The 24,853-nt window shown below is 46.9% G+C and carries 32 protein-coding genes; 24 read left to right on the forward strand and 8 right to left on the reverse strand.

Annotation, left to right across the window (positions count from 1 at the left end; translation table 11 throughout):
• Positions 1-10: 10 nt before the first annotated feature.
• The 20 genes from ONZ52_RS04275 to ONZ52_RS04370 all read left to right on the forward strand — a co-directional run bounded on the left by ONZ52_RS04275 (position 11) and on the right by ONZ52_RS04370 (position 16,192).
• Positions 11-907, forward strand: a complete 897-nt coding sequence (locus tag ONZ52_RS04275; protein WP_265217488.1) for a Mu-like prophage major head subunit gpT family protein — start codon at positions 11-13, stop codon at positions 905-907.
• A 73-nt stretch (positions 908-980) separates the two neighbouring features.
• Complete coding sequence (locus tag ONZ52_RS04280; protein WP_265217489.1) at positions 981-1,634, forward strand: hypothetical protein; 654 nt, start codon at positions 981-983, stop codon at positions 1,632-1,634.
• A gap of 8 nt (positions 1,635-1,642) precedes the next feature.
• Entirely contained in the window at positions 1,643-2,077 is a 435-nt protein-coding gene (locus tag ONZ52_RS04285; RefSeq protein WP_265217490.1) for a gp436 family protein, read from the forward strand.
• A gap of 3 nt (positions 2,078-2,080) precedes the next feature.
• Positions 2,081-2,632: a phage virion morphogenesis protein gene (locus ONZ52_RS04290; RefSeq protein WP_265217491.1), complete on the forward strand. Its 552-nt coding sequence runs from the start codon at positions 2,081-2,083 to the stop codon at positions 2,630-2,632.
• The gene (locus tag ONZ52_RS04295) at positions 2,622-3,209 is read left to right on the forward strand and encodes a hypothetical protein (RefSeq protein WP_265217492.1); all 588 of its coding nucleotides are present in this window, start codon (positions 2,622-2,624) and stop codon (positions 3,207-3,209) included. Before ONZ52_RS04290 ends, ONZ52_RS04295 begins: the two co-directional genes overlap by 11 nt.
• Positions 3,210-3,239: 30 nt before the next feature.
• Entirely contained in the window at positions 3,240-3,428 is a 189-nt protein-coding gene (locus tag ONZ52_RS04300) for a DUF2635 domain-containing protein (RefSeq protein ID WP_265217493.1), read from the forward strand.
• Positions 3,429-3,430: 2 nt separating this feature from the next.
• Positions 3,431-4,900, forward strand: a complete 1,470-nt coding sequence (locus ONZ52_RS04305; RefSeq protein WP_265217494.1) for a phage tail sheath subtilisin-like domain-containing protein — start codon at positions 3,431-3,433, stop codon at positions 4,898-4,900.
• Positions 4,901-5,029: 129 nt separating this feature from the next.
• Positions 5,030-5,263: a phage tail tube protein gene (locus ONZ52_RS04310; RefSeq protein ID WP_265217774.1), complete on the forward strand. Its 234-nt coding sequence runs from the start codon at positions 5,030-5,032 to the stop codon at positions 5,261-5,263.
• Entirely contained in the window at positions 5,263-5,739 is a 477-nt protein-coding gene (locus ONZ52_RS04315) for a phage tail assembly protein (RefSeq protein ID WP_265217495.1), read from the forward strand. Before ONZ52_RS04310 ends, ONZ52_RS04315 begins: the two co-directional genes overlap by 1 nt.
• Before the next feature lie 8 nt (positions 5,740-5,747).
• The gene (locus ONZ52_RS04320; protein ID WP_265217496.1) at positions 5,748-7,403 is read left to right on the forward strand and encodes a phage tail tape measure protein; all 1,656 of its coding nucleotides are present in this window, start codon (positions 5,748-5,750) and stop codon (positions 7,401-7,403) included.
• A 17-nt stretch (positions 7,404-7,420) separates the two neighbouring features.
• Complete coding sequence (locus ONZ52_RS04325; RefSeq protein ID WP_265217497.1) at positions 7,421-7,597, forward strand: hypothetical protein; 177 nt, start codon at positions 7,421-7,423, stop codon at positions 7,595-7,597.
• Between the two features lie 11 nt (positions 7,598-7,608).
• On the forward strand, positions 7,609-8,937 hold the full coding sequence (locus tag ONZ52_RS04330; RefSeq protein ID WP_265217498.1) for a DNA circularization protein: 1,329 nt from the start codon (positions 7,609-7,611) through the stop codon (positions 8,935-8,937).
• The gene (locus tag ONZ52_RS04335; protein WP_265217499.1) at positions 8,930-10,003 is read left to right on the forward strand and encodes a phage baseplate assembly protein; all 1,074 of its coding nucleotides are present in this window, start codon (positions 8,930-8,932) and stop codon (positions 10,001-10,003) included. Before ONZ52_RS04330 ends, ONZ52_RS04335 begins: the two co-directional genes overlap by 8 nt.
• Complete coding sequence (locus ONZ52_RS04340) at positions 10,003-10,638, forward strand: phage baseplate assembly protein V (protein WP_265217500.1); 636 nt, start codon at positions 10,003-10,005, stop codon at positions 10,636-10,638. The genes ONZ52_RS04335 and ONZ52_RS04340 overlap by 1 nt, the downstream gene beginning before the upstream one ends.
• Positions 10,635-11,084: a phage GP46 family protein gene (locus tag ONZ52_RS04345; RefSeq protein ID WP_265217501.1), complete on the forward strand. Its 450-nt coding sequence runs from the start codon at positions 10,635-10,637 to the stop codon at positions 11,082-11,084. Before ONZ52_RS04340 ends, ONZ52_RS04345 begins: the two co-directional genes overlap by 4 nt.
• A complete protein-coding gene (locus ONZ52_RS04350; RefSeq protein WP_265217502.1) occupies positions 11,074-12,141 on the forward strand; it encodes a baseplate J/gp47 family protein in 1,068 nt (355 codons plus the stop codon). Before ONZ52_RS04345 ends, ONZ52_RS04350 begins: the two co-directional genes overlap by 11 nt.
• On the forward strand, positions 12,138-12,716 hold the full coding sequence (locus ONZ52_RS04355; protein ID WP_265217503.1) for a YmfQ family protein: 579 nt from the start codon (positions 12,138-12,140) through the stop codon (positions 12,714-12,716). Before ONZ52_RS04350 ends, ONZ52_RS04355 begins: the two co-directional genes overlap by 4 nt.
• Positions 12,717-12,730: 14 nt before the next feature.
• The gene (locus ONZ52_RS04360; protein ID WP_265217504.1) at positions 12,731-14,092 is read left to right on the forward strand and encodes a pyocin knob domain-containing protein; all 1,362 of its coding nucleotides are present in this window, start codon (positions 12,731-12,733) and stop codon (positions 14,090-14,092) included.
• Positions 14,089-14,832, forward strand: coding sequence for a phage tail assembly chaperone (locus tag ONZ52_RS04365; protein WP_265217505.1), 744 nt, complete (start codon positions 14,089-14,091; stop codon positions 14,830-14,832). Before ONZ52_RS04360 ends, ONZ52_RS04365 begins: the two co-directional genes overlap by 4 nt.
• A gap of 322 nt (positions 14,833-15,154) precedes the next feature.
• Complete coding sequence (locus tag ONZ52_RS04370; RefSeq protein WP_265217506.1) at positions 15,155-16,192, forward strand: TOPRIM nucleotidyl transferase/hydrolase domain-containing protein; 1,038 nt, start codon at positions 15,155-15,157, stop codon at positions 16,190-16,192.
• Positions 16,193-16,348: 156 nt separating this feature from the next.
• Here the strand turns inward: ONZ52_RS04370 and ONZ52_RS04375 are convergent, their stop codons facing one another.
• The gene (locus ONZ52_RS04375; RefSeq protein ID WP_265217507.1) at positions 16,349-16,591 is read right to left on the reverse strand and encodes a DUF1127 domain-containing protein; all 243 of its coding nucleotides are present in this window, start codon (positions 16,589-16,591) and stop codon (positions 16,349-16,351) included.
• 130 nt (positions 16,592-16,721) lie between these two features.
• Between ONZ52_RS04375 and ONZ52_RS04380 the strand changes: the two genes are divergently transcribed.
• On the forward strand, positions 16,722-17,675 hold the full coding sequence (locus ONZ52_RS04380) for a LysR substrate-binding domain-containing protein (RefSeq protein ID WP_265217508.1): 954 nt from the start codon (positions 16,722-16,724) through the stop codon (positions 17,673-17,675).
• 272 nt (positions 17,676-17,947) lie between these two features.
• Here the strand turns inward: ONZ52_RS04380 and ONZ52_RS04385 are convergent, their stop codons facing one another.
• The 3 genes from ONZ52_RS04385 to ONZ52_RS04395 all read right to left on the reverse strand — a co-directional run bounded on the left by ONZ52_RS04385 (position 17,948) and on the right by ONZ52_RS04395 (position 19,269).
• On the reverse strand, positions 17,948-18,130 hold the full coding sequence (locus ONZ52_RS04385; protein ID WP_265217509.1) for a hypothetical protein: 183 nt from the start codon (positions 18,128-18,130) through the stop codon (positions 17,948-17,950).
• 7 nt (positions 18,131-18,137) lie between these two features.
• Positions 18,138-18,572: a TetR/AcrR family transcriptional regulator gene (locus ONZ52_RS04390; RefSeq protein WP_265217510.1), complete on the reverse strand. Its 435-nt coding sequence runs from the start codon at positions 18,570-18,572 to the stop codon at positions 18,138-18,140.
• A gap of 358 nt (positions 18,573-18,930) precedes the next feature.
• Positions 18,931-19,269, reverse strand: a complete 339-nt coding sequence (locus tag ONZ52_RS04395) for a DoxX family membrane protein (RefSeq protein ID WP_428981154.1) — start codon at positions 19,267-19,269, stop codon at positions 18,931-18,933.
• 340 nt (positions 19,270-19,609) lie between these two features.
• On the opposite strand from ONZ52_RS04395, the gene ONZ52_RS04400 reads away from it, so the two are divergent.
• The 3 genes from ONZ52_RS04400 (at position 19,610) to rho (ending at position 22,111) form a co-directional block, all read left to right on the forward strand.
• Positions 19,610-19,993, forward strand: a complete 384-nt coding sequence (locus ONZ52_RS04400) for a hypothetical protein (protein WP_265217512.1) — start codon at positions 19,610-19,612, stop codon at positions 19,991-19,993.
• Positions 19,897-21,066, forward strand: a complete 1,170-nt coding sequence (locus ONZ52_RS04405; protein WP_265217513.1) for an FAD-dependent oxidoreductase — start codon at positions 19,897-19,899, stop codon at positions 21,064-21,066. The genes ONZ52_RS04400 and ONZ52_RS04405 overlap by 97 nt, the downstream gene beginning before the upstream one ends.
• Positions 21,067-21,154: 88 nt before the next feature.
• The gene (rho, locus tag ONZ52_RS04410; RefSeq protein WP_265217514.1) at positions 21,155-22,111 is read left to right on the forward strand and encodes a transcription termination factor Rho; all 957 of its coding nucleotides are present in this window, start codon (positions 21,155-21,157) and stop codon (positions 22,109-22,111) included.
• A 10-nt stretch (positions 22,112-22,121) separates the two neighbouring features.
• Here rho and ONZ52_RS04415 read toward each other — a convergent pair whose 3' ends face one another.
• From ONZ52_RS04415 to ONZ52_RS04430, 4 genes are all read right to left on the reverse strand, one after another.
• Positions 22,122-22,565 carry a bactofilin family protein gene (locus ONZ52_RS04415; RefSeq protein ID WP_265217515.1) on the reverse strand — a complete coding sequence of 148 codons (444 nt, stop codon included), beginning with the start codon at positions 22,563-22,565 and terminating at the stop codon, positions 22,122-22,124.
• Positions 22,469-22,798 (reverse strand): M23 family metallopeptidase, encoded by a 330-nt coding sequence (locus ONZ52_RS04420; protein ID WP_265217516.1) that lies wholly within the window; start codon positions 22,796-22,798, stop codon positions 22,469-22,471. The genes ONZ52_RS04415 and ONZ52_RS04420 overlap by 97 nt, the downstream gene beginning before the upstream one ends.
• Positions 22,728-23,420, reverse strand: a complete 693-nt coding sequence (locus ONZ52_RS04425) for a M23 family metallopeptidase (RefSeq protein ID WP_265217517.1) — start codon at positions 23,418-23,420, stop codon at positions 22,728-22,730. Before ONZ52_RS04425 ends, ONZ52_RS04420 begins: the two co-directional genes overlap by 71 nt.
• A gap of 96 nt (positions 23,421-23,516) precedes the next feature.
• Positions 23,517-24,731, reverse strand: coding sequence for a DEAD/DEAH box helicase (locus ONZ52_RS04430; RefSeq protein ID WP_265217775.1), 1,215 nt, complete (start codon positions 24,729-24,731; stop codon positions 23,517-23,519).
• Positions 24,732-24,853: the final 122 nt, after the last annotated feature.

Below are 24,853 nucleotides of genomic sequence, written 5' to 3' on the forward strand. Positions count from 1 at the left end.
GAGTTAGATCATGCCTTTTACTGAAGCACAAGTTATTGAAGCGTTAACCGTCGGCTCCAATGCCGCGTTTACCGAGGGTCTGGGGCTAGTTTCTCCAAAATGGGACAAGATCGCAAGTAAGGTTCCAAGTACTGGCAGCTCAGAGTTTTATGGCTGGCTTGAAGACCTTCCAGAGATTAAGGAATGGGTCACTGAACGTCAGTTAAAAGAGCTGGCGAGTCATGGATATTCCATCCCAAACAAAACTTACGAAGCGTCTATCAAAATTAAGCGTGATGATTTAGAAGACGACAAAATCGGCAAGTACGCGATCATTGCTAAATCATGGGGGCGTAACACTGCGATCTTCCCAGACAAGCATTCGTTCCCGCTGTTAGCAGCTGGTTTTACTACGCTTTGCCATGACGGACAGAATTTCTTTGATACCGATCACCCACTTGGTGATACAGGCGATACCTATTCAAACGTGATCGGCGATCCGGCAACGGATACGGGCGAACCCTGGTTTGTTTTTGATAACACTCAGATTCTGTTACCCGTAATTTACCAAGATCGCCGCCCTCTGAAATTAGAATTCATGGGCGCAACGTCTGAGTACGCATGGTTCAACAACATGGTTGCCCAGGGCGTCGATGGCCGTGCGGGATTTGGTTTTAGCTTCCCGCAGATGTGTGTGGGTTCTAAAGCACCGCTAACAGAAGCCAACTACATTGCAGCGAAAAAGCTTTTAGCTGACATGCTTAGCGTAAACGGCAAGCCACTTGGTACAGAAGCAAAAGTCCTTACCGTTGGTACTGCAAACGATGCAGTCGCTAAGAAACTGATTCTTACGCAGCTGGTAAATGGTGGCGATACCAACGTCTATTACAACGATGTGGAAGTTGTAGTGAGTTCATTCATCAAGTAAGTCGTTGATCAACTAAGCCAATCAAAAATGGCGGTTCAATGCGCCGCCATTTTTAAAAAAACAGGAGTTTTTCGTGAGTGAAGCAACTAACAAAACCGCAGCAGCTAAAGCAAAGCGCAATGCAACAGCTACAAAAACAGTGGCTAAAGGTGCTACCGAGCAAGCAACGGAAGCCAAACCGGACGCGGCTATGAAAGTAGACGAAACCAAACCAACCGAGTCTACGCCAGAGACCCCGTCTACGGGTGAGGCCGACAAGCTGGAGCAATCAGATGCTGAGAAGGCAGACTCGAAAATTGAAGGAAAGAATAACGATGGTGAACTCAATAAAGAATCTATTGGTGCTGATGGAGCTGGTGCTGATTTGGGCGCTAATGCCACAGGAAATGATGGCTCACAGAATAGTGTTGCTAGTAGTGACGTTGTCATTAATGGCGCTAGTGATAATGCCAGTTCCGCAGCATTGGGAGAACACTTTAAAGGCGCGTTTGTCGTCACTGCGAAAACTGACGTGGGCTTTTGGCGTTCGGGTGTCAAGTTCAAACGCTTGGAAAAGACCTTGGTACTGGTGCTGGCAGAAGACGAAAGCGCGATTGATGACGTGGAAATCGTGGGTTACGAGTCGTCTCAAGTTGTTTGTCTCTCAGCTGCCAAGGCAAAGCGTATTTACAACGAAAAGAACCTCGTCGTAACCGAGATTGATCTCGACGAACTGAAAGTGAAATAGGAAAACCAATGGCCACTTACGCAACCAAGCAAGACTTATTAGATCGTGATAGCAGCATGGTATGGAACCTCGCTATCGATAGAAACACTGACGATCTAAACGACACGGCTATCGACGAAGCATTAGAGCAAGCGGATGACGAGATCAATTCATACCTCGCCCGCCGCTATGTTTTGCCGCTTGAGACGGTACCAAGTTTGTTGGGTAAGTTGGCCATTACTATAAGTTTTTATTGGCTGGCTGACAGAGATCAGCAAGCCACAAATATGATGACCGAGCGCTATAACTCGGCATTAAAAACACTGAAAGAGATTTCAAATGGTCAGCGTGAATTAGGTTTGCCAACGCTGGAAACCCCGACCGAAGGCGCGGTGGGTAAAGTGGAACTCATTCAAGACGGTGAACGTTTGTTCACTCGTAAGTCATTGGGCGGGATTCTGTAAATCATGGGTATCTCTGTTCAAGTTCGCGGCCAAGAAGAGCTGGCACGTTATCAGCGAATGATAGACGCGCTAGGCAATCCAGCGCACAAACGTGAGTTGTTAGAAACCATTGGTGCCGTCGCAGAGAGCCAAACACGCCGACGCATTAGCACAGAGAAAACCGCACCGGATGGAACACCCTGGCAAGCCTGGTCAGCAAGCTACGCGAAAACGCGCCATGGCAATCAGTCTCTGTTGCAAGGCGATGGTGACCTGCTGGATTCAATTCAATACCAGGTCAAAGGCAGCAAAGTACACGTAGGTTCGCCATTGCCATACGCCAGAACGATCCAAGATGGTTTTGATGGGCCTGTCAGTATATCGGCTCATAACCGACGCATTACACAAGCGTTTGGTAAGGCGCTCAAGTTCCCAGTGAATCAAACGGTCAGCGCATTCACTCGCGCGATGAACATGCCGAAGCGCGAATTTTTAGGATTGAGCGGCAGTAACAAAACCGAGCTGCTTGATACCGTTGGCGATTTTTGGAATGGAGTTTTAAGCGATGCGTCCTGATTTTGTGACAACAGGCTCAACGGTCTACGCCGTCAATGAGATCGTCAGCTATCTAACGCCAAAGCTGACAGGCAACGAAGACGACATTGATAAAGTGTCAGAAATTACACGTCACGTTGGGCGCTTTGATAAGCCCGACGAGATTAAGAATTGGATGAGTCGAAAAGATGGCGGTATTCGCATTGCCGCTCTACGTGTTCGCAATATCGATCAGTCAGCCGGACAGATGACGGGGGATGTGGATTTAGTAGCTTATGTGTTTTGTACCGAGCAGTTCGGCTACTCACGCGACCAGCGCGCGGAAGTGATCGCGGGGCGATTAGCAAAGTTGCTGTTAGCAAACAAAGGTGTACCCACTGCGAACAAGAAAGCCGAAAGCTTAAACATGGACAACTTGTACAGCGGTGATGTAGACGGCTTAGGCCTTGCCATTTGGTCAGTCAGCTGGACACAAAACTGGGTGCTAGACAAACCCATTACCGCCGCAGACCTAGACGACTTTGTAACTATGTATGCCACGGCAGAGATTGCCGATGGTGCGCCAACAATGGACAGCGACATTACTCTTGATCAGTAAATAAATTGACCAGCAAACAGGACTAACAAAATGAGCACTCAAGAAATGATCACGATCAAACCCGCGAAAGCTGGCGTGAACGTACTCAAGCCAGACGGCACACATTTAGCGAATGATGGCGAGACTGTAAAGCGATCGGCTTTTTGGGTTCGTCGTCTATCTGATGGCGATATCGCTATCGTACAGCAAGCGAAAACCGCTGCTAAGAAAGGAGAGTAACTATGCCACTTGGTAATATTCCAGAAGACATTTACGTACCGCTCGTTTACATCGATATCGATAACAGCGGCGCACTAACAGGTACGCCAACGCTGGTAAACAAAGTGCTCATTATAGGCCAGCAGCTGGCGAGTGGCACGGCTACAGCGCTAGACACTCGTCGCATCGGCACGTCTGAGGCAGACATGGACAACGCTTATGGCAAAGGCTCTATGCTGGCGAAGATGCTAAAGCGATTTCGCAAGATCAACCCATCAACAGATATGTATGCACTTGGTGTCGCGGATCTGACAGGCTCAGCCGCTACTGCAACCATTACGGTCACGGTGGGTACAGCGAGCGCGGGTATTGTTGCCTTGTTGATCGACGGTGTGAGCATGCAAGTCGCGGTAAAAGCTGGCGACGATGCCACAGTGATTGCGACCTCTATCGTTGCCGCCGTTACAGCTAAAACCGATTTGCCTATTACCGCATCCGCTGCCGCTGGAGTGGTCACACTGACATGCAAATGGAAAGGCGAAACGGGTAACGATATTGATGTGCGTTACAACTACTACGATGGCGAGCTTCTAGCTAAAGGTGTAACGGTAACAACTACAGCTATGACGGGCGGTGCGGGTACGCCAGACATCAGCGCTATCGTCGCCGCGATTCCTGACGAATGGTACAACCATATCGTTATTCCATATTCAGACACACAAAGCTTAAACGGTTTGCGTGATGAGCTGGTTGATCGATACGGCCCACTGAAGATGATGGAAGGTACTGCGTACACAGCAATGCGCGGCACGTTTTCAGAAACCAGCACATGGGGCGAAGGTCGAAACGATTACCTGATTACCTGCATGGGTACCAACAAATCACCAAGTTCGCCTTGGGACTTTGCCGCCGCTTATGGTGCGCGTGCTAGCTACTCGCTGGCGATTGATCCAGCGCGCCCACTGCAAACCCTCGTGTTAACAGGCATTTTACCGCCTGCAAAGACAGACCGTTGGGACTGGACAGAGCGCAACTTGCTATTACAAAGCGGTGTTGCCACTTACATGGTAACGGCGGGTGACGAAGTGGCCATCGAGCGTGAAGTCAGCACATATAAAGTCAACAGCTATGGCGATCCTGATCCTAGTTACTTGGATATCACCACGCCAGCAACACTTGGCTACCTGCGCTATTCCTTGAAAGCCATGGTGACGAATCGCTTCCCTCGCCACAAATTGGCGGGTGACGATGTGCTTGATTTTATCGATCCAGGTCAACCGATTGTTACTCCAAAAATCATGCGTAACGCAATCATTGAGCAAGCACGTATCGATTGGGTGCCAAAGGGTTTGATGGAAGATATGGAAGGCTTCAAAGCGTCACTGTCTGTCTATCGTGATGAGTCGAATAAGAACCGCCTCAACTGCGTATGGAAACCAGACATCGTGAATCAGTTGCGCGTATTCGCGGCACTCACTCAGTTCAAGCTATAAGGGGTAATTCAATATGGCTATTTTAGGCAGCGCGGTAATTCGTGCAAACAGCAAGCAGTTAAAAACCAAGCCAGGCACTGTGTTTAGTCCGGTGGCTACACCTCTACCGAACATGCAGGTCCAAATAAGATTTGGGGGTTTTCGAAAACATTCGTTAAGCCAACCATGCAGGTCACTATCGTGGCGGATGAAGATGTTGATCTGATGGAGATTAACGCCATGACGAACGTGACGTTAACGTTTGAAGGTGACAATGGGCTTAATTACATGATGACGGGCTGTGAGCCGCAAGAGCCATTTTCAATGACCGATGCGGGCGAGATCACTGGCACGTTTCATGGTATGAAGGCGGAGAAAGTCTAATGGCCATCATGACGTTTGATCTCATTCATGGCTTCAAAGTGGGCGAATCGATACACACGGAAGTGGGTCTTCGTAAGCTAGCAACGGGCGACTATATAGACGCTCAGTTAGCTGCTGAGAAAGCTGTTGTGCAAAACGGTAAAGCGCTGGCTTATACATCTGACGTGCTCTTGGGGCTTGAATTACTGTGTCGTCAAGTTGAATACATAGGCTCTGTTCAAGGCCCGTTCACGATTAAAGATTTTCGTAAATTAGAGCCTGAAGATTTTCAGTTGATTCAAGAAGAATCTGAAAATCTGGACAATCAGCTGGCCGAGGCGCTAGCACAGCGGGGCGATCTGGCGGGGATGGGTGATGTTTGCGAACAACTCACCTGGGCGCTTAGCGCCCGCATCCCCATTGAAACTACTCGCAAAATGACATTCGACAAGCTGCTTAAATGCGCTGACTTTTTTAGACCTAAAAACCAGAAATAGAGAATCCCATGGCGCAAAAACTCGAAACCGACATTGTTGTAAACCTTGCGGGTAACTTAGCAGCGAAAGCCAAACGCTATGGTAACTCAATGAGTGACTTTGCGCGTAAGAACGAACGCGCCATGACGTTAGTTCGTACAACGACTGCCGCCGCTGGTCGTGGTATAGACAGCTTGGGGAATCGCTACGTGGGTCTGGGTACTGCGTTATTAACTGGTGCGGCCGTGCGTGGAGTGGGCAACTTCGAAGAGCAAATGACGCGTATCGGCACAAACGCAAAGCTGTCAGAAGAGCAAGTCAAGGCGCTGACTAAGTCCGTACAAGATGTATCTAACCAAGCAGATGTACGTATCGATACGACACAGATCGCAGCGGGTGTCGATGTCTTGTTGGGTAAATCAGGTGATTTAAAATTCACACTCGACAATTTGCAAAACATGGGTGTGTTTATGCAAGCGTTCGGTGCTGATGCAGAAAGCACGGGCGCATTGTTCGCACAGTTTCGCGAAAAAGGCATTAAAGACGCTAAAGAAGTCATGAACGTGCTTGATCAATTGTATGGGCAGTTTGCAGTTGGTAGTGTCAGCGTAAAAGATCTTGCTGGCATTAGTGAGCAACTGTTTGCAACATACCAAGCTAACGGCCCTGGTGCGATCACTCAAATGGGCGCGCTAGTCCAGCTCATTGCAAAATCAAAAGGCAATGCCAGCGAGGCATTAACATCTATCCAAGGTATCTTCGCGACCTTCTCAGATAAAAAGAAAGTCGAATTCTTAGACAAGCAAGGCATCAAGGTTTTTCAAGACGGCACAAATCAACTGCGTGAGCCTGTTGAGCTGTTACTAGAAGTGCTAGACAAAGCGAAAAACGACCCGCTTAAACTGGGCGACGTGTTTGACCAAACTTCATTGCAAGGTCTTGCTGCCTTATACAGCCAAGACAACAAAAACTTGCTGTTAGAAATGGTGTCCGGTACGGCAGAGCTAGGCGCGACACAGCAAGCGGCCGCTCGTAATGCAGCAACATTTAACAGCGCCATGGCATCACTCAATAACTCTTTTGATAAATTCGCAGATGAAAAGCTATCAGGCCCAATCAAAGAGCTGGCTGATGCCATCAATGGTGTCGACCAAGAAACCATTGATAGCTGGCTCAAATGGGGCGAAGCGGCGGTGTGGGCCATCGGTGGTGTCATTGTTGCTAAGAAAGCGCTTGATGCTGGCATGTGGGCAAAGAAAACCTTTGGCACTGGCGGTATCGCTGGCGGTATCGCTGGCGGTAACAAAGGTGGCATCAATAGCCTTGGTGCAACGCCTGTTTATGTCGTCAACATGGGTCAAGGTGGTTTAGGTGGTTTAGATGGTGGCACTGGCGGTGTCGATGCTGGCAGTGGAAAGCAAACTAAATCCGCCAGCAAAACGGGTGGCGCTGTAAACAATTTGTTGAAAGGCGGCATTGTGGCCTATGGCTTGTCGATGGTGCCGGATGCGTTGCCGAAAATGCGCCGCGACGAAGGCGCAGATCCTAATGATCTGGTGGCTAGTATGCCTGGTCTATTAGATGCGTATGACGGTTTAAAAAAATGGTGGGATGAAGATTCAAAAGAGAATTTAAACCACGAACTCGCAACCGTCCCTCTATTTCAGAAATGGCCAACAATCTAGGTGGCCAAGATGGTGACGTGTCCACGTTCGCTACTCAAATCATTCAGAACATCGCTAACCCAGCCGCAACCAGCCCATTAAACGGTCAGATCGCTGTCGATGTGCAGGTCTCTGATGATCGTGTGCGTGCCACGGCTCGCAGTCGATCCCCATTTATTAGCATCGAGAAAGACCCCGACGCTGGGCAAAATTAAAGGAGCTTTATATGGCATTTGAAGATCGTTTAATGGCCAGTTTTCGAGGCGTTAAATTTGAACTCGATATGGTGAATGGCACGTCTGGCCGTCGTGCCATTGCACATTCATATCCCAAACGCGAGAGCGGTTATGCAGAAGATAACGGCGCAGTATTCAAACAAGAGAAGATCGAAGGCAAGATCGTTGGCAGTGATTATGTATCGCGCTTGCAGACGCTACTAGTTGCCCTGAATCAATCTGGACCAGGTGAATTGGTTCATCCGTGGTTTGGCGTGATTCAAATTCAAGTCGGTAATGTCTCGCACAAGTTGGATCTAAAAGAAGACGGTGTTGCGACATTCTCATTTGACGCATACAACGCAGGTGAAAGCCTCTTCCCCAATACCACTATCGATACCAGCGAATCAGTAAAAGCCGCTGCTGAATCAGCAAGGGCCGCATCACAAGCCGCCTTCGCTCGCTCGGTATTAAGCTATAAAAAAGCCACCACACAAGCCGCTGGACTGGGCGATTTGTTTGACCAGGCATTGCAAGATTTTGATGAGTTTACTCGCTCTATTCCAAGCCTTCCTAGTGAGCTGAAAGCCTGGACAAACCGACTAACGAACTTGAAGTACTCTGTTGGTAACTTACTCGCCAAGCCAGGTGATTTAGCACGAGAAGCCATGGGGCTAATTGAAGATGTGAAAAGCTTAGTCACAGACCCAATTCAAGCTCTGTCTGTTTACGATAATGTGCGCAATCGTTGGAACGGTATGCGTGCAGAGTTGACGATCCGTGGCGGCTTAGGTCGTTCGATTATATCCGCTGACGGTTTTGCAAGTGGAGTACAAACGGTGTCGGATGCAGAAACCATTGCAGCACAAGACAACAATATCAGTGCGTTTAATACGCTGCTTTTAGATAGTTCGCTAATCGAAAAAGCCGACGCCATGGCCAACTCAGATTTTAATGTCAATACAGACATCGACACGATAGATAGTCTGACGGGTGTGGGTCGCCAAGCCGTGATTACTGGTAGCCAGTTAACCGCAATCGGCAATGGCATTGCTAGTAATTTAGCGATTGCAGCCGAGGCCGCCGTGGAGCGTGGCGATAGTGACACATGGCGCACATTTAGAGCCTTGCGAATTGCAGTATTAGAAGACACGCGCATTCGTGCGCAACAGTTACCAAATCTTTCTACGACTCGCCCAAATGTCACAATGCCAGTGGCGCTTTTAGCCTGGCAACAAACCGGAAGTGCTGAAAGTCGCGCAAGCGTGATTCGTCGTAACGGAATCTCTAACCCATCGTTCGTTCCCGCTGGCCAAACCGTGGAGCTGATCAATGGATAAGGTCATTTTAAAGGCGGCGGGTAATGCTTACGAAGGTTGGCAAAAGGTGCGAATCAATCGCTCATTAACGGCTATGGCTGGCACGTTTGACTTAGAACTAACATGGCAATTTCAAGGCGATGTTAAAGGCTATGATGATTTTATTGATGGGCTATTAACTGGCTCAGAATGCACCGTTGATATTGGTAAAGATCGACTGATAACTGGCTATTTAGATGATTTTATTCCTAGCTACGACGACGAGACGATTACGATAAACGTGACAGGACGCGACAAAACAGCGGATCTAGTCGACTGTTCCGTCGTCCAGCAAAGCGGCCAATTCAAAAACCAAAGCCTCCTGCAAATAGCTGTCATTGTATCGGCCCCGTTTGGTATATCGGTGATTAACGAAACAGACGTGGGTGCAGCGTTCCAGCGCGTACAAGTAGAGCAAGGTGAAACCGCTGGCGAGTTTTTGACACGCCTAGCACAACAGCGCGGTGTACTGCTTACGACTAACGGACTAGGCCAACTCGTTATTACTCGCGCCAGTAAAAAGCGCGGTGAAGTCGCGTTGAAACTGGGTGTTAATATCAAAGCAGGACGTGGCCGATTTTCACGCAAGCAACGCTTTAGTGAGTACATCGTCAAAGCCACGGGCGGTGCTGGCTGGGAAGACGATCAGCCGCTTGAAAATGTCGGCGGTATAAAATCGACAATCACAGACCAGGATGTAAAGCGTTATCGTCCGTTAATCATTGTGAACGACGAAGTCACCACAGCAGCGGGGGCAAGTTTGCGCGGACAATGGGAACGACAACGGGCGATCAGTGCCAGCAATACAGCCGAGTATACATTAACGGGGTGGCGTAACCCGAACACAGGAAATCTTTATCAAATTAACCGTATTGTGCCTGTCACTGACGACATCATGGGTATTAATAAAGATATGTTGATTAGCGATATTCTGTACTCAGAAGACAACGACACGGGGCGTCTAGTCGTGCTGTCTGTTGTCGATCCAGACGCGCTAAATATCCCCGCTGTTGCGGAAAAATCCACAACAATTAGTAAGAGCTGGTAATGAATAGATTGATTGATAAAGCCCTTGCGCCCCTTCGTCGTCGTATCAGTCAAATGCTGGTTCGTGCGCTAGTAACATCGGTTAATGAAGGTGTGAAGCGTCAAACTCTGCAAGTGAAAATGCGCGCGGATGAATCAGCGGACGACATCGAACGCTTTCAAAATTACGGTACAAGCAGCAACCCACCGCTTGGATCAGAGGCCATACTTGCTGCACTAGGCGGCAACCTTGGTCAACTTGTCGCCATTGCAGTAGAGAACAAACAGTACCGTCCTAAAGGCGAGATGGGAGACGTGTTTTTGTATCACATGGAAGGCCATCGTGTGCAGCTTACGAAAGATGGCGTGATCAATATAACAGCAAACAAGGTTAATTTAACTGCTAGCGAGAGTGTGACTATTGTATCCCCTGAAACCACGATTATTTCCCCAAAAACTAAGATCGAGGGTGAGCTGCATGTAACCGAAAACATTAAAACCGACGCCAATATTGTGGCAACTGGATCTGTAACAGCGACGGGCGCGATTAGCTCGTCTGCTGTTGTATCTGGATCGGATTTAACAGCGGGCGGCATCAGCTATTTAGGACATAAACATCTTTACGATACAGACCAATTAACTCAAGGGCCACAATGAGTATTTTGTTAGATCAACTCAAGCAACAACTAAACATTATTATCGATGGTGATCTTGTCGATAGTAGTGTTGCTGAGCTGGTTTTGATCTCGCTTTTTACCGATTCCCGCGCCTCAGATTCTGACGAATTACCTGACGGTTCCAGTGACTTGCGTGGTTGGCCAGGCGATACCTACAGTACCACCCCTTGGGGTGGTAAATTATGGTTGCTCAAACGCGAAAAACTGATCAGCGATGTAAAAAACCTTGCTGTTAAGTACGCTGAAAATGCCCTTGCTTGGATGCTCGTAGACGCTGGCGACGGCATCATGGCCAAGTCTGTTTCGGTTGTCGGTTCTATTCCTCGCATCAACACTCTTGCGCTTACAATCGTTATCACCAAGTCAGACAACCGAACTATGACGGTCAGCGTGTCACAGCGTTGGGAGGCTCAAAATGCCGTATAACGTCCCAACACTTAAAACCATTATCGAACAGGGTTTAATCGACGTTCAAAGCTCGTTAGATACCGTCTTACCTAAGTTCGGCATTGAGCAAGCATTGAACAGTGCAGTAAGCGGTTCTGTGCGAGATCTGTACGATTATCAAAGCTGGATCGTTCGCCAAATCATCCCTACGTCTGAGTCCGACGACCAGACCATTATCGACACAGCACAGTCCGAAGGCGTTGTTCGTAAGCTGGCAACGTACGCCAGCGGTACCGTGACATTCTCGGGCACAAATACTATTCCAGAAGACACACAAATGACTCACAGCGATGGTCGTGTTTATACCGTCACATCGTCGTCATTAAATGGCTCTAGCGTGCTCGCGGTCGTGCAATCCGAAGACACTGGCGTTAGCTATAATGTGCCAGAAGGTGAAGCGCTAACACTGGTTTCCACTGTGCCAGGAGTATCGCCACAAGGTAGCGTTACCGCTGCTATATCAGGTGGTGCAGAGATCGAAAACGTCAGCGAATTGCTAGAGCGTTTACTGTTCCGCAAGCGCAACCCACCAATGGGCGGCGCGGTCGCTGATTATGTAGCGTGGTGTCGAGAAGTGTCGGGCGTTACCCGCGCTTGGGCCTATGACGCTTATCAAGGCGGCTCAACAGTTGGTTATGCATTCGTGTTCGATGGTCGCCCCGATATCATCCCAACGTCTACCGATGCAACGGCAATGGATGCGTATATCTTCCGTCACCAAGACCCAGCGACGGGTTCTTATGTAGGTCGTCCTGCGGGTATTGAAGTCATTTATATCGGGCTGACATTAAAGCCGCTTTCAACTGCGTTAAACATCGTGCCTGACACCACAGAATTACGTTCATCAGTCAGCAAGGCAATGTCGAATTACATTGCGTCATTAAGCCCAGGCTCAACACTATTGTTAAGCAGCTTACGCACCGCAATTGGTGCGGTCACTGGCTTAACAGACTACACGCTAGCACTCACAACAAACGTAACAGCGGTGGCAAACGAGTTGCATAGTCTTGGGGTTATTAGCTGGGGTAACGCATGAGTCACAGCGTAGCGGATTGGACAAATGCAATCATGCTGCAAATGCCGCGCGGTGATATTTGGTCACGCGATCAGACAGGGCCGCTTTATAAATATGCGACTGGCTATGCATCAAGACTACAGCGTGTAGAACAAAGCGCTGACCAGCTTTTAGACGAAATGCGACCAGAAACGACCCAGCAATTATTGGCCGAATGGGAAATCTATTTAGGGCTTCCTGAGTGCTCATTGACAGGCCAAACAGTCGATACTCGACGCAATGCAGTCGTAGAGAAATATCATCGTAAAGGCGGCTTACAGAGCTGGGCAATTGAAGAACTAGCGGCACTACTGGGATTCACAATCGAAGTGCAAGAAATCTACCCGCACCACTGCTTGCGTGGCTGTACGTACCCGCTTTACGAAGCCAAATATCGCCATGTAATGCGCGTTATTGTAAAAGGCGTGCCAAACGCCTACGCAACGTGCCTAGACGACTGCTTAACGCCGCTTACATCACAATCAGCCACAGCTCTGATTTGCTCTCTAGAGAAGATCAAAATGGCGGGTAAATACTATGAATACATCTACGAATAGCATGGAGACAATGCATGACTAAACTACGAAACGGCTCGCAAGTAACCACCCGACCCGCCCGAAAAATCACCGCTGGCACAGCGGGCTACTTTTCAGAAAGTAACGATAGCGGTGAACCAAGCTATCCAGGTCAAGACTGGTTTAATGACCTCATTGATGAAATCGTCCAAGCCGTCACAGCCGCTGGTGTCACATACGACCCTACAAAAATCACCAACTTAAAATCAACAGTCGAAGCCCTGCGCAACGCATCAAATCTAAACGCAGGAACAGTTGCGCTGGCACGTTTGCCAGTTACAACGAATGCGACAGACGGCACACCAGATAAGTTGTTGAAAGTGGGTGACGGTGGGCTATTGTCAACAAAAGGCGTTTTGTTGGCATCCGGAGATGCAAACACGCTAATTATTGCTGGTTTATACTGTGTGCCGGCAACGTGGACTGGATCGCCGTACCCTGGGGCAAACGGTGCAAATCAAGGGGTTTTGGAGCATATAAACGCATCACCGTCGGTCACTACGTACGCAATACAGCGATTTACTCGCATGCAAAACGCTAACACGTTTTTTCGCTTCAAAAACAACGGTGTGTGGTCCGATTGGCGAGAAATCCTCCACGCAGGCAACACAGGTAATGCAGTTGGCTATGATGTGACATCCAGCGCGACAGATACAACCCAAGGTAAACTGTTAAAAGTAGGGGATTTTGGGATTGGAGGTGATCTCCCGTTCGAAAGTTTTAATACTCCATTGCATCGTGTATCTCGGTACATATCAGATGCAGTACCCGATTCTCCAACTGGTCTGGGCGGCTGGCTGATGGTAAACAAGACAGCTGATCGTATTAATTCATTATCGCAAACATTATCTGCTGAAATTTTTGTTGATAGAAATGGCGATAGAATGCTTTTTAGACATCAGAATTCGGCCCAAAGTACAGTTTTAAGTGCGCCGTGGCGCGAAGTTTATCATAGTGCGAACTTAGCTAAGGCCGCTGTGTCGGCAGTGGTAGCAGGCACGAATGACACGACATACATTACGCCAAAATCGCTTCATGATGCCAATATTCTGTTCGGAGTCGGCCAAACTCGACAGCAAGCAGAGTTGACTGATACAGGGGCGACGTTCGACGACGGCACGCCGTCGTTTCGTGCTGTTGGTACTACATACATAAACATGACAGATGCTGCAATTGAGTGGAGGTTGGTATTTTTTAATAGATTGACAATTAGGGTTGGTCAGTTAGCACCGCAAAGTGTATCTGATCAAGGGGACGTCACAGCGTGGAGTTCTATCTCTGTATGTATTTTACCAGGGGAAGAATATGAGGTCGTGGCGGCACCGGACGGAATTAGAAGTTGGAGTTACATCAGATGACTAGATATTTCAGAAATGTGGGCGGTAGGGTTTACGCGGTCAGTGATGATCAATTAACGTGCTCTCAAAAAGCAGCGTGGATTGAGAATTTAAATACGGATCTGCTGAGTACATCGCATTATTCAGATTGGAAAGAAGCAGTGGAAGCGCTAGACGCGATTGATATTAATACTATTAATGTTGAGGCGGCTCAATCTGCGTTAGACAGTTCGACGTTTGCTCACGATTTTGAGCAGGCGAAAAGCACGTACGATTTAGAACAGTCTGATGATAATCAAGCTGCTCTTGATCTAGCAAAAGCGGCATACGAATCGTGTGATGAATACATTGCTCTTGAAGCTGATAAAAAAGCTCTTGAACAGTATCAAATTGCAGTGCAGCGCGTCGAAAGCGCACAACTATCGTACGAGTCGTGTCCGGAATACATTGAGTTAGAGCGTCTGAAATCAACAAAAATATGGATTCCGGAAGACGCTGTCGAAATGACAGATGACGAGATTTACGCGCATTTAAATCCCACGATTTCGGACGAACAACTCGCGGCAAAAGCTAGAGCACAGCGTGATGCTTTGTTAGAACAGTTTACATGGCGCTACGAGCGACACGCGCGCGAGGCGCGGTTGGGTATTGAGACAACAGACTCGTTATCAGCATTGGACGCATACGCCCAAGCATTAGCAGATGTTCCGCAGCAAGCAGGTTTCCCCACAACAATTGAATGGCCAGCTTTGCTAGCATAATAAAAGGGCCATTTGGCCCTTTGTTCTTTTCCTTCCCTAAGTCTACAATTCTGGTCACTTTATAAAATGCGCAAAATTCTAGGCTTTGATGCTCAAGCTTCGCGACGCGCTACAGCCACGAATTGAAGTGTGATGGATGTAATAAAAAACTGTATGTCAGGTTAATGCCAACAATGTATAAGTGTCGAGAACAAGTCACATAACAAGGCAATCAAGTCGGATTCGTAACAGTTGGCCTCGTTCCGCTTCGCTCCATTTTAGCCAACTATTACTCACCGCTTATTGCGGCGTTAGGCAGCCATCAGAGAAAGCATGAAGGGCTATGGATTTCAGAGAAAAATATAAAGAATTGCTTGAACCGGCTGACGATGCTCCTCCCACATGGTATCGAAAAAGGGGCTACGCATTTGAGGAGATACTTAAAAGCTGTTTAGAGCATGAGCAACTAGATCCTCGCGCAAGTTTTAAAGCCGAAGGGGAACAGATTGATGGATCATTCTTTCTCGATGGCAGTGTTTTTCTGCTAGAGGCAAAATGGCATAAAAATGAGTTGCCAGCTTCAGCAATTTATCAGTTCAAGGGAAAAGTTGACGGCAAACTAGCTGGGACAATTGGGGTTTTTATCTCCATGTCTGGTTACTCCAAAGATGCAGTTGATGCTTTAACACTTGGAAAGTCTCTAAATGTAATTCTGTTCGGCAAGGAAGATATCGACGCGGCAATCATCGGAGGGAGTAGTTTCAGAAGTGTTCTGAAATCTAAGCTTAGAATTGCAGCTGAAGAGGGTGTTGTCTATCATTCAACTGAAATGGAACAAGTTTCAAAAGATGGTCAAACCATCATCGAAGCCTTCACTTACGACAGTAGGTCATCAATGCTTGTTAAGCAGGATTTAAATTTTGAAGCAAATTCTGACTTGGTCATTGTCTGTGAAGGAACCACTGACCGAGAACTACTGTCACTTTTGGCAACTAAAATTCTCAATAAGTTTGGTCTGACCAAGAAAATCAATATTATTGTCGCCATGGGTAAAATGACTATCCCCCGTGTTGCAAATGCCGCTAGCAACATCATCACAAACGCTCCTGTTCTAATCGTTACAGACTCAGATAATGACATTGGCAAAACCCGTGACATGCTAAACCGAGGAGTTGAATTGGATAGCTGGCGGTGTTCGATTCCAGATCCAGAAATAGAGTCTTGGCTTGGTTTGGACCACCCTAAGGAATTCCGTCGCCGGTATCGAGGAACAGAGATGCGCGAGATGTTAACTAAGCTTGTTAACGACCTAGACCTTGAAGAACTATCGGAGCGAGATGAATCCTTTAAAACGTTTTATGACTGGATCAAGAATGCCTAACAAAACGCTGCTACGGAAAATTTACTCGCTGGCGCTCCTAAATTTCCGCAGAGCGCGGCGTCAAAATACAACCCAAATCTGTCTATAGAAACCACAACCCTGCAATAAGGGCACTCCCCAAAGCGCCCTTGCTTATCCCGCACTCAATCAAAAAACTCACTTCCACAGTGCTTTATTCACTTCGTGATCCACATCCGCAGCGGTGAGGCCGATGTCTTTCAGTTGCGCTTCGTTTAGGTAGCTGAGTCGGCTTCTAGTGCGCCAGTTATGTGCGATTTTTTTGAAGATCCCTTTCCATGGCTTTTCTTTCAGATTATCTAATGTGTCTTTGCAGCATTGGCTTACGTTTAGTTGGCTGTTTTCTATATTGTTTAATGCTTCTGAGGTGCAATTTTTCATAGCGCTATCCTTTTCTATGTTAATGAGTTTGTTTGCTTTATGTGCAAATAATCGTCTAATCATTGCACCGCGACAAACGAGAAAAAGTGTTTTATAGTTAAGAAAATCTTACTTATAAAAGGTGCCTTCCATGTCTTCTAATCGAGTTTTACCGCCGCTGAAATCTTTGCAGGCGTTTCGTTATGCGGCGCAGACGTTGAGTTTTAAGAAGGCGGCGGAGTCTTTGTTTGTGACGCAGGCGGCGGTGAGTCAGCAGATTAAGACCCTTGAGCAGGCGCTGAGTGTTGAGTTGTTTGAGCGACATACTCGCCAAGTGGTGCTGACGTCGGAAGGGCAGTATTTGTTTGACTACGTTGAGAGGGCATTTGGTTTATTGGAAGAAGGTGTGAAAGGCATTATGGAAGATCCGACGCCCAATACCTTGGTCATCAGTTCGGTGCCGTCGTTTTCGAGTCGTTGGTTGGTGTCGCGTTTGGGGCGCTTTCAGGCGCAGCAGCCGGAGATTAATCTGCGTTTAAGTCCGAGTATTGATTTATCGACCTTTGCGGACAGTGATTTGGATTTGTGCATTCGTTTAGGTCGTGGTCAGTATGCTGGGCTGACATCGCAATTGTTGTTCAAAGAGTATTTGGTGTTGGTGTGTCATCCGTCGATGATTAATGTTGATCAGCCAATCAAGGAGCAGTTGCTCAATATTCCTATTATTACTGATACTGGACCGGATGTCCGACATGTGTGGCCTGTGTTGCAGCGTTTTTTAGATCTTTATGATATGCCGATGAAGTCGCATTTGCATGTGGCGGATTCGACGTCGTTGGTGGAAGCCTTGCTGTCTTGCCAAGGCTTGGCGATGATGCGCTATGGTTTGGTGTATGAGCTGATTGAGAAGGGGCAGTTGATTTGCCCGTTGCCTATTTACATGAAGTCTCAGTATGACTTTTATCTTGTTGCGCCAGCGCCGCATTTTAAGTACCAAAAAGTCATGACGTTCAAACGCTGGATTGAACAGGAAGTGAAGGCGATTGATTCGTCTTGGGCGACGTATTTAAAAATGCATCCCGAGATGGAGGAGGTTAGAGTGTAGATTTTTAGGCATTTTATTAAGCCACCATTTTATCAAGCTACCTATCTCTAGAACCCCGTTATATCAAGGGATTAACTGAATAGTCTTGGGTTGTCCTATGACAGTTCATCTCATTTCAGCCGTGAATACGCCCGCCTCTTTGGTCAATCCCGGCTGACCTTCTGATACCGCGCGATCTAATGTTAAGCAACTGAGTGTAGGTAAACGTGTTGATTAAGCAGGGGAGTAAGGTCGCTAGTAGGGTTGTGTAAGTGGTATTCTGCCCAGTTGACCTAAGTTTTGAGTATTTTTAAGAGGTTTTCGATGCCTTGTTTCACGCGTTCTTCCATCTCAATATCCGTCAGAGGTGGACGAACACCTAGCTTGATTTCAAGGTTGACAAAGCCGAGCCAGAGGCCGGTTAGTATATCCGCGGCTTGAGTGGAATCACATGGTGGTAATTGCCCTTTGGCCACAGCTTGTTCAATTAATTGTGTGAGGAGGTTCTGACCACGACCTAGGACCTAAATCAAAAATACGTTTTTGCAAATCACTATTTTGTGATTCTAATGACGAAATTAGCCTATCCCAATTTAATAAGTCTCGGTTGTTAATAAATGTTAAATATTGCAGACCGAAAGCATACAACGCATCGGAAATGGGGATTTGGCTGAAGTTAGTGAACTGCTCTTCGGTCACGGTGAGGTCTGATTCACGACGAATAACCGCTTCTATTAACGCTTTTTTGTCGGTGAATTTTGCATACAGGGTCGCCTTTGCAACGCCAGAAGAGGCGGCTATTTCGTCCAAACTGACATCTGGGCCTTTTGCGAGAAATAAATTGCGGGCGCTGTCGAGTATGGCGGTTTTTTTAGCATTGTCTTTTGGCCTGCCTCGTTGTTTTTTCTCTAACGTCACTTTCACTCCGATCTGGTCTATCTAGGGATATATGTCTACTAAGCCTTGTTAGCATGGCAGAAGTTAAACACATTATATCAGCCCTATAATAGCATCAAATCCGTCAGTCAAAAGAAACAGACTCTTTAAAATAATATTTGGATATTTGATGGGTGGGTAATTTGGAGTGATGTTCTACTGTTCAGATATTGACCTTTAAAAGCCTTGAAAGAATGAAAAAAGAATGCTGATTCGGGAACGATACAGAGCGTGAGCTTGCTCCAGAACCAGCATATTAGGCGTATTTATGACAAATAATCCTCTTCCATGAGCCATATCTTTTCCTTGAGTTTTATCTCGCCTGTCAAAATAGGGGATGTCACATTGGCAATGCAGAAAGAATAGCTGCCAATATAAGCCCTCCGACTACCGTTACATGCTCAAGCGCAATGTGGAATTCGTGCGTTCGTTTGGGTTCTTCAAATGTCCAAAATGCATGGCCTAGCGGAATGGTTAGCAGAAGAAATACCGCCAACCATCCTGCACCTAACCAGCCAAGACCACTGAAATTGGTAATGACAAGTAATGAGCCTACTAATTGTGTGGTGATCGTGGCCAGAGCAAAAAGACGTGGATACGGTAAGTTAACATCGACCATTTCTTGAACAATGACTTTGAAATTGAATACACCAAAGAGCTCCAGCCATCCAAAACACAAAGGTCAGTAGGACTTTAGCAATAACAACAGTTAGAGGGTGTATCAGAGCAGTAACAATAAAATTTTCCAACGGTTAAACCTTATATCCAATTAATAGACTGAAGAGTATAGTAAATAGTTTGACGGTTGAAAAGCGTCCTATGAGGTGTCTTAGTAACATGATGAATGCAGGATAAAACCGCTGCGTGCCTTTTGAGGGCGATCGGGTATTAATTTGATCGAATGTTAAAAAAGGTGGTGGTCGCTTGGCTGGTATCGGCTATTATTTGCATCAACGAGCATTAATGTAAGGCTTTGCCTAAGTACTATGGGATAAAGCGTTGGTTCTTTTTGAGAAGAAGTGAATAGATTGGACGTTAAAGAGAGTTATTGGATTGCCTGTACCTATTGCCAAGGGCGAGGAAAGCGCAGTCGAAGGTTACGTAAAAAAGTACGTTTATCGTACTTAAAAGAATTAACCGAGTTTGAGCAGATGAAGGGGCAGGGGCCTGCGCCTATTCGTCCTAAAGCGCATCTTGAGTTGTGCTTGAAGTGTGCAGGTTCTGGGTTGTTGCCGTCTGATCACTTTCCCGTGGCAGACACGGAACATTATCCTCACGTTGCTATCATCGGTGGTGGCATAGGGGTGTGGCTCTGGCGGTGGCGTGTCTGCACCGTGGTATTCCTTTTACGCTTTATGAGCGCGATAGTGGTTTTGATGTTCGATCTCAAGGCTATGGACTGACCCTGCAGCAGGCGAGTAAGGCGATTGAAGGTCTGGGGATTTTCTCTTTAGAAGAGGGTGTGGTGTCCACGCGGCATTTGGTCCATACACCGGAAGGTGACGTGGTCGGTGAGTGGGGAATGCGAAAGTGGGTGCATTCTGGTACGAAAACCGCGCCGAAGCGAACCAATATTCATATTGCGCGTCAGGCTTTGCGCTTGGCTTTGCTTGATCAGCTTGGTGGTCACGATGCGTTGCATTGGGGTCATCAATTGGTTGATTTTCAAGAGTCTGAAGGGGGTGTTGATTTACGCTTTCAAGTCGGTGGCGAGATAAAAAGCGCGAAAGCGGATCTCGTTGTGGGCGCGGATGGTATCCGAAGTGTGGTGCGTCGTTTGCTAATCACTGAGGAAGCCACACCGCTGCGTTACTTAGGTTGCATCGTCATCTTAGGGATTTGCTCATTGGCGGATCTGGGCGATATTGAGAGTGATCTGTTGGATTCGGCCACGGTTTTTCAAACCGCCAATGGCAACGAAAGAATTTATATTATGCCCTATGCCGCAGATTCCGTGATGTGGCAATTGAGTTTTCCGATGTCAGAAAGCGATGCGAAAACATTGAGTGCGCAAGGTGCGCAAGCGTTGAAAGAAGAGGCTTGTCGAAGAACCCAGTGGCATTCTCCGATTCCTCAGATTTTAACGGCCACATCCTCATCGTTGGTGTCGGGGTATCCTGTGTATGACCGTACTTTGCTGCAACCTGAATGGTTGGCAAAGGGCAATAATGTTACCTTGATTGGCGATGCCGCTCACCCAATGAGTCCATTCAAAGGTCAAGGGGCGAATCAAGCGTTGTTGGATGCGCTGGCGCTGGCTCGAAGCATTGCGGCTGGTTGTAGGATTGGTTCCAATTGGCGGGACGTGGGAGTTAGACAAGCTGTATTGGCAGAGTTTGAAGCCGAAATGCTAGAGCGCAGTGCGGTGAAAGTAAAAGATTCTGCCGCGGCGGCTGAGTTTTTGCATTCTGATATTGTGCTTCGTGTTGGAGATGAGCCCAGAGGGCGGCATCTGAATCGATTGGAAGATGAGTAACCTTTATCTTCTTTTAGGTTAAGTTCTTAATGACGTCATTACGTGACGTTAGCAATAACATTTCATTATTAAGGCTGTAACCCATACCATGACGAGAAAAATCTTAAGCTTGAAAGGCAAACGTGCCTCTGACGTCAACTCTGTAGAAGAGGGGCGGCATGAGGTGTTTGAAAGTGATCCACAAAAGCGTTTTTTAAATGGTGTGATCATTCACCCTGCACCTTGCATTCATTTGGCGTCTGCATCTCAGCAGTTGTCCATGCGAGCGATGGATTTAATTACGCCAATTGGTTTGGGGCAGCGAGGTTTGATTGTGGCGCCACCTGGGTCTGGTAAAACAACCATCTTGAAGCATATTTGTCAGGCCGTTGGTGACGCTTATCCTGATATTAAGTTGTATGCCTTGCTGATTGATGAACGGCCAGAAGAAGTAACGGATTTTAGACGTGGGGTGTCGGCTGAGGTACATGCATCTTCTTCAGATGAAAGTTATGCGCAGCATGTTCGAGTGGCCGATGAGCTGCTTGATAAAGCACGTGCTCAGGCTGGTGCTGGTCAGGATGTGATGATTGTGATCGATTCGTTGACTCGATTATCGCGTGTGCATAACGCAGATCGTAAAAGCAGTGGTCGCACCATGTCTGGTGGGTTGGATACCAGAGCGTTGGAAATTCCCCGCAAACTGTTTGGTGCGGCACGAAATATCGAGAATGGTGGTTCATTAACGATTCTTGCCACGATTTTAGTGGACACAGGGAGTCGAATGGATCAGGTAATTTTTGAGGAGTTCAAAGGGACGGGCAATATGGAGATTGTGTTGTCACGTGAAGTGGCAAGCCACCGAATTTTCCCAGCGATAGACATAGCAAAAAGCAGCACGCGCCGTGAAGAGTTGCTAATTGATAGCAAGGATATCGAAAAGGTACGAGCGTTACGACGATCACTTACCCATTTGAAGCCTGTAGAAGGCGCCAGTAAACTGGTGGATTTATTGCAAACCTACCCTACCAATTCTGAGTTACTCGAGCATTTTGTTGCTGAATAAAGCCATTTCTTCAGCTAATAGGCGGATCATTACTAATCAAGGCGATCTTTTTATTTAGCTGTTGGGTTTCCTTGGCTTTTGCTTCTGGCTTAGGTGCGGTAGCTTCAGCTGGGTGAGTGACTCCAGTAAACTTTCCGCCAGGTTCAATGCTTAGATTATCGCTGTAAACCGTGCCGCTAATGCGTCCGTTACTTAGAATATCAACGTAGTTAGCGCGACAAGTGCCTTCGAAATGACCATTAATAATCAGGCGTTCGGTGGTTATTTCTCCAAGTACTTTTCCTGATTCGCTGATTTTTAATTGAGTAATCGCATCAACTTGACCTTCTACATAGCCATCAATTTGCAGCTGGTTCGCTACTTTGAGATGTCCTTTGACTGAACAACCTTCTGCGATGAGCGTTGTAGTTGATGACTGACTCTTGACTCTATTTTGCCCACCAAAGATTCCCATTGTATACCTCTTATGCTTTTGAAAATGGTATCAAAATTATCAACACTCCAATCCACAAAGGGCTTTGGATTTAATGGTCGTCCAATAAACCTCACTTCATAATGCAGGTGTGGTCCAGAGGACAGCCCACTGTTCCCTGAATAGGCGATTAAATCACCTTTTTTAACAAAATCGCCTCGGCTGACGACGAATTTGCTTAAATGAGAATATGAGACTCGAAAATCCGTAGGCATGAAGTATGCGAATATAATTGCCAGAGCCTTTGCTGCTTGGTCGGACGGATTCAATTGCCCCATCTGCTGGCGCATAAATAGGGGTGCCGACATTGACCGCAAAATCTTGCCCACGATGAAACGCGGCAATGCCTGTGACAGGGTGTTTTCGTTCACCATAACCCGAAGACGTTCTGGCATGTTTGACCGGCGGACCACTTGGAATATGGGTTAACATGGCGACCCGTATTGATGAGTTAATAGTGGCAACATTTAGGCGCGATTCAAACCGTTCCTCGACTAGGTTTTCCATGCCGAGAAGTTTTTCCAGATCATCCAGTCGATCTGAGACGAGTTGCATACGCTCTTCACGTTCAGATAAATCTTGTTCTAAATTTATTTTTAGTGCGGTTAATGATTTAATTTCTTTGCTTAAAGACAAAGATTTATCTTCTAATTCGCGGAGCTTTAATTTAGAAAACTCCGCATCATTCACTAGATAATAAATAATGGCAGCGGTTATGAGTATGCAAAGAAAAATTACTCCACTGATAAATTTAACAGTATGGCGAGTTCTTTTTCCCAAACTAAAGTGCTTACTTCCATGGATTGAAGAAATCGATATTGTTATATGATCTTTCATGCCTTAGTTTTTACCACTGCCATAATGTATTTCTTAGATATACAGCATTTTATCTATCTTTGTAAACTTTTGTATCTAAAAGATATTGATTTTGTGTTAGCGGTTGTGTTTACGCACATAATTTAAGATTGAGACAGGTACAGTTTTTCTCACTGGGAAGCCCGCAATCTCTTTGCGGTCAATGACATGTTTCAATCTACTTTCAATTGCACAGAGGTTTTTGAAATCCCCCATGGCGACAAAAGAGATGGCTTCCCCTTTGGACTCGGCTCGCCCTGTTCGGCCTATGCGATGAATGTATTCTTCTGGTTTAAAAGGCAAATCGTAATTCACGACGCGGCTTAGTTCGCCAATGTCGAGTCCTCGAGCAGCCACACCTGTGGCGACTAAGTATTTAAGTTCACCGGATTTGAATTGCGCTAAAATCTTTTCGCGCATGGCTTGGCTTCTGTCGCCATGTATGGAATCGGCTTTAATGCCACGCTTTGCGAGTTGATCGACAAGTTTGGCTGCACCGTGTTTTTTCTCAATAAAGATCAGCGCTTGGTCCCAGTCGTGTTCCTTGATTAAATGGCTTAGTAGGGCTGATTTTGTGTCTTTATCGACTGTGATGAGCCATTGTTTGATATTGGCTGCTGCTCGGATATTCGGAGAAATGGCTATTTCTGCGGCGAGATCGGTCATTTTGCTATCGGAGAAATCGTAAGCTAGGGCGCGCACATCGTCGGTCATTGTCGCTGAAAACAACAAGTTTTGACGATTTTCAGGTAGTCGCTCGATGATTTTATTTATGTCACCTACAAAACCCATGTCGACCATTCTGTCTGCTTCGTCTAGAACCAGCACTTCCAGCTCGTCAAAATGGACCGCACGTTGGTGAGCTAGATCCAAAAGCCTACCTGGTGTTGCCACTAAAATATCGATGCCTTCAATTAAGCGCTGCTTTTGCGGTTCAGTATCTACGCCGCCATAAGCCACCATGGAGCTAACCTTGAGATGCTTACTGTAGTCCTTGACGCTAGATGCCACCTGTATGGCTAATTCGCGCGTTGGAACCAGAATTAGAACGCGAACACGTTTACCACGTAAGGTAGGTTTTTCATGGTTTTGTTTGAGGTTGCCTAACCGTTCTAATATGGGCAATACAAAAGCGGCCGTTTTACCTGTGCCAGTTTGCGCGGTGGCAATGAGATCCTTCCCAGAAAGAATGACGGGAATGGCTTGTTTTTGGATCGGTGTTGGGGTGGTATACCCCATTTCTTTAGTGGCTTGTACTAGGGGGACGGATAATCCCAGTTTTGCAAATGGCATAGGCGCTCGGACAGATTGTCGTAAGGGGTTGGGTTTGTCAAAAGACAAATGTGCTGCAGTATAGCGTAAAAAACGCCGCGGCGTTGTTTGAATAGGCGAATAATCACTGAACAAAAGGTTTA

Origin of the sequence: Marinomonas rhodophyticola, from assembly GCF_026113935.1 — a bacterium.
Lineage (GTDB): Bacteria > Pseudomonadota > Gammaproteobacteria > Pseudomonadales > Marinomonadaceae > Marinomonas > Marinomonas rhodophyticola.

Bases quoted from the DNA above. Each gene is read 5' to 3' on its own strand.
- ONZ52_RS04275 (WP_265217488.1), top strand. From the start codon at position 11: ATGCCTTTTACTGAAGCACAAGTTATTGAAGCGTTAACCGTCGGCTCC.
- ONZ52_RS04285 (WP_265217490.1), top strand. From the start codon at position 1,643: ATGGCCACTTACGCAACCAAGCAAGACTTATTAGATCGTGATAGCAGC.
- ONZ52_RS04290 (WP_265217491.1), top strand. From the start codon at position 2,081: ATGGGTATCTCTGTTCAAGTTCGCGGCCAAGAAGAGCTGGCACGTTAT.
- ONZ52_RS04295 (WP_265217492.1), top strand. From the start codon at position 2,622: ATGCGTCCTGATTTTGTGACAACAGGCTCAACGGTCTACGCCGTCAAT.
- ONZ52_RS04300 (WP_265217493.1), top strand. From the start codon at position 3,240: ATGAGCACTCAAGAAATGATCACGATCAAACCCGCGAAAGCTGGCGTG.
- ONZ52_RS04305 (WP_265217494.1), top strand. From the start codon at position 3,431: ATGCCACTTGGTAATATTCCAGAAGACATTTACGTACCGCTCGTTTAC.
- ONZ52_RS04315 (WP_265217495.1), top strand. From the start codon at position 5,263: ATGGCCATCATGACGTTTGATCTCATTCATGGCTTCAAAGTGGGCGAA.
- ONZ52_RS04320 (WP_265217496.1), top strand. From the start codon at position 5,748: ATGGCGCAAAAACTCGAAACCGACATTGTTGTAAACCTTGCGGGTAAC.
- ONZ52_RS04330 (WP_265217498.1), top strand. From the start codon at position 7,609: ATGGCATTTGAAGATCGTTTAATGGCCAGTTTTCGAGGCGTTAAATTT.
- ONZ52_RS04335 (WP_265217499.1), top strand. From the start codon at position 8,930: ATGGATAAGGTCATTTTAAAGGCGGCGGGTAATGCTTACGAAGGTTGG.
- ONZ52_RS04340 (WP_265217500.1), top strand. From the start codon at position 10,003: ATGAATAGATTGATTGATAAAGCCCTTGCGCCCCTTCGTCGTCGTATC.
- ONZ52_RS04345 (WP_265217501.1), top strand. From the start codon at position 10,635: ATGAGTATTTTGTTAGATCAACTCAAGCAACAACTAAACATTATTATC.
- ONZ52_RS04350 (WP_265217502.1), top strand. From the start codon at position 11,074: ATGCCGTATAACGTCCCAACACTTAAAACCATTATCGAACAGGGTTTA.
- ONZ52_RS04355 (WP_265217503.1), top strand. From the start codon at position 12,138: ATGAGTCACAGCGTAGCGGATTGGACAAATGCAATCATGCTGCAAATG.
- ONZ52_RS04360 (WP_265217504.1), top strand. From the start codon at position 12,731: ATGACTAAACTACGAAACGGCTCGCAAGTAACCACCCGACCCGCCCGA.
- ONZ52_RS04365 (WP_265217505.1), top strand. From the start codon at position 14,089: ATGACTAGATATTTCAGAAATGTGGGCGGTAGGGTTTACGCGGTCAGT.
- ONZ52_RS04370 (WP_265217506.1), top strand. From the start codon at position 15,155: ATGGATTTCAGAGAAAAATATAAAGAATTGCTTGAACCGGCTGACGAT.
- ONZ52_RS04375 (WP_265217507.1), bottom strand. From the start codon at position 16,591: ATGAAAAATTGCACCTCAGAAGCATTAAACAATATAGAAAACAGCCAA.
- ONZ52_RS04380 (WP_265217508.1), top strand. From the start codon at position 16,722: ATGTCTTCTAATCGAGTTTTACCGCCGCTGAAATCTTTGCAGGCGTTT.
- rho (WP_265217514.1), top strand. From the start codon at position 21,155: ATGACGAGAAAAATCTTAAGCTTGAAAGGCAAACGTGCCTCTGACGTC.
- ONZ52_RS04415 (WP_265217515.1), bottom strand. From the start codon at position 22,565: ATGGGAATCTTTGGTGGGCAAAATAGAGTCAAGAGTCAGTCATCAACT.
- ONZ52_RS04420 (WP_265217516.1), bottom strand. From the start codon at position 22,798: ATGCCTACGGATTTTCGAGTCTCATATTCTCATTTAAGCAAATTCGTC.
- ONZ52_RS04425 (WP_265217517.1), bottom strand. From the start codon at position 23,420: ATGAAAGATCATATAACAATATCGATTTCTTCAATCCATGGAAGTAAG.
- ONZ52_RS04430 (WP_265217775.1), bottom strand. From the start codon at position 24,731: ATGCCATTTGCAAAACTGGGATTATCCGTCCCCCTAGTACAAGCCACT.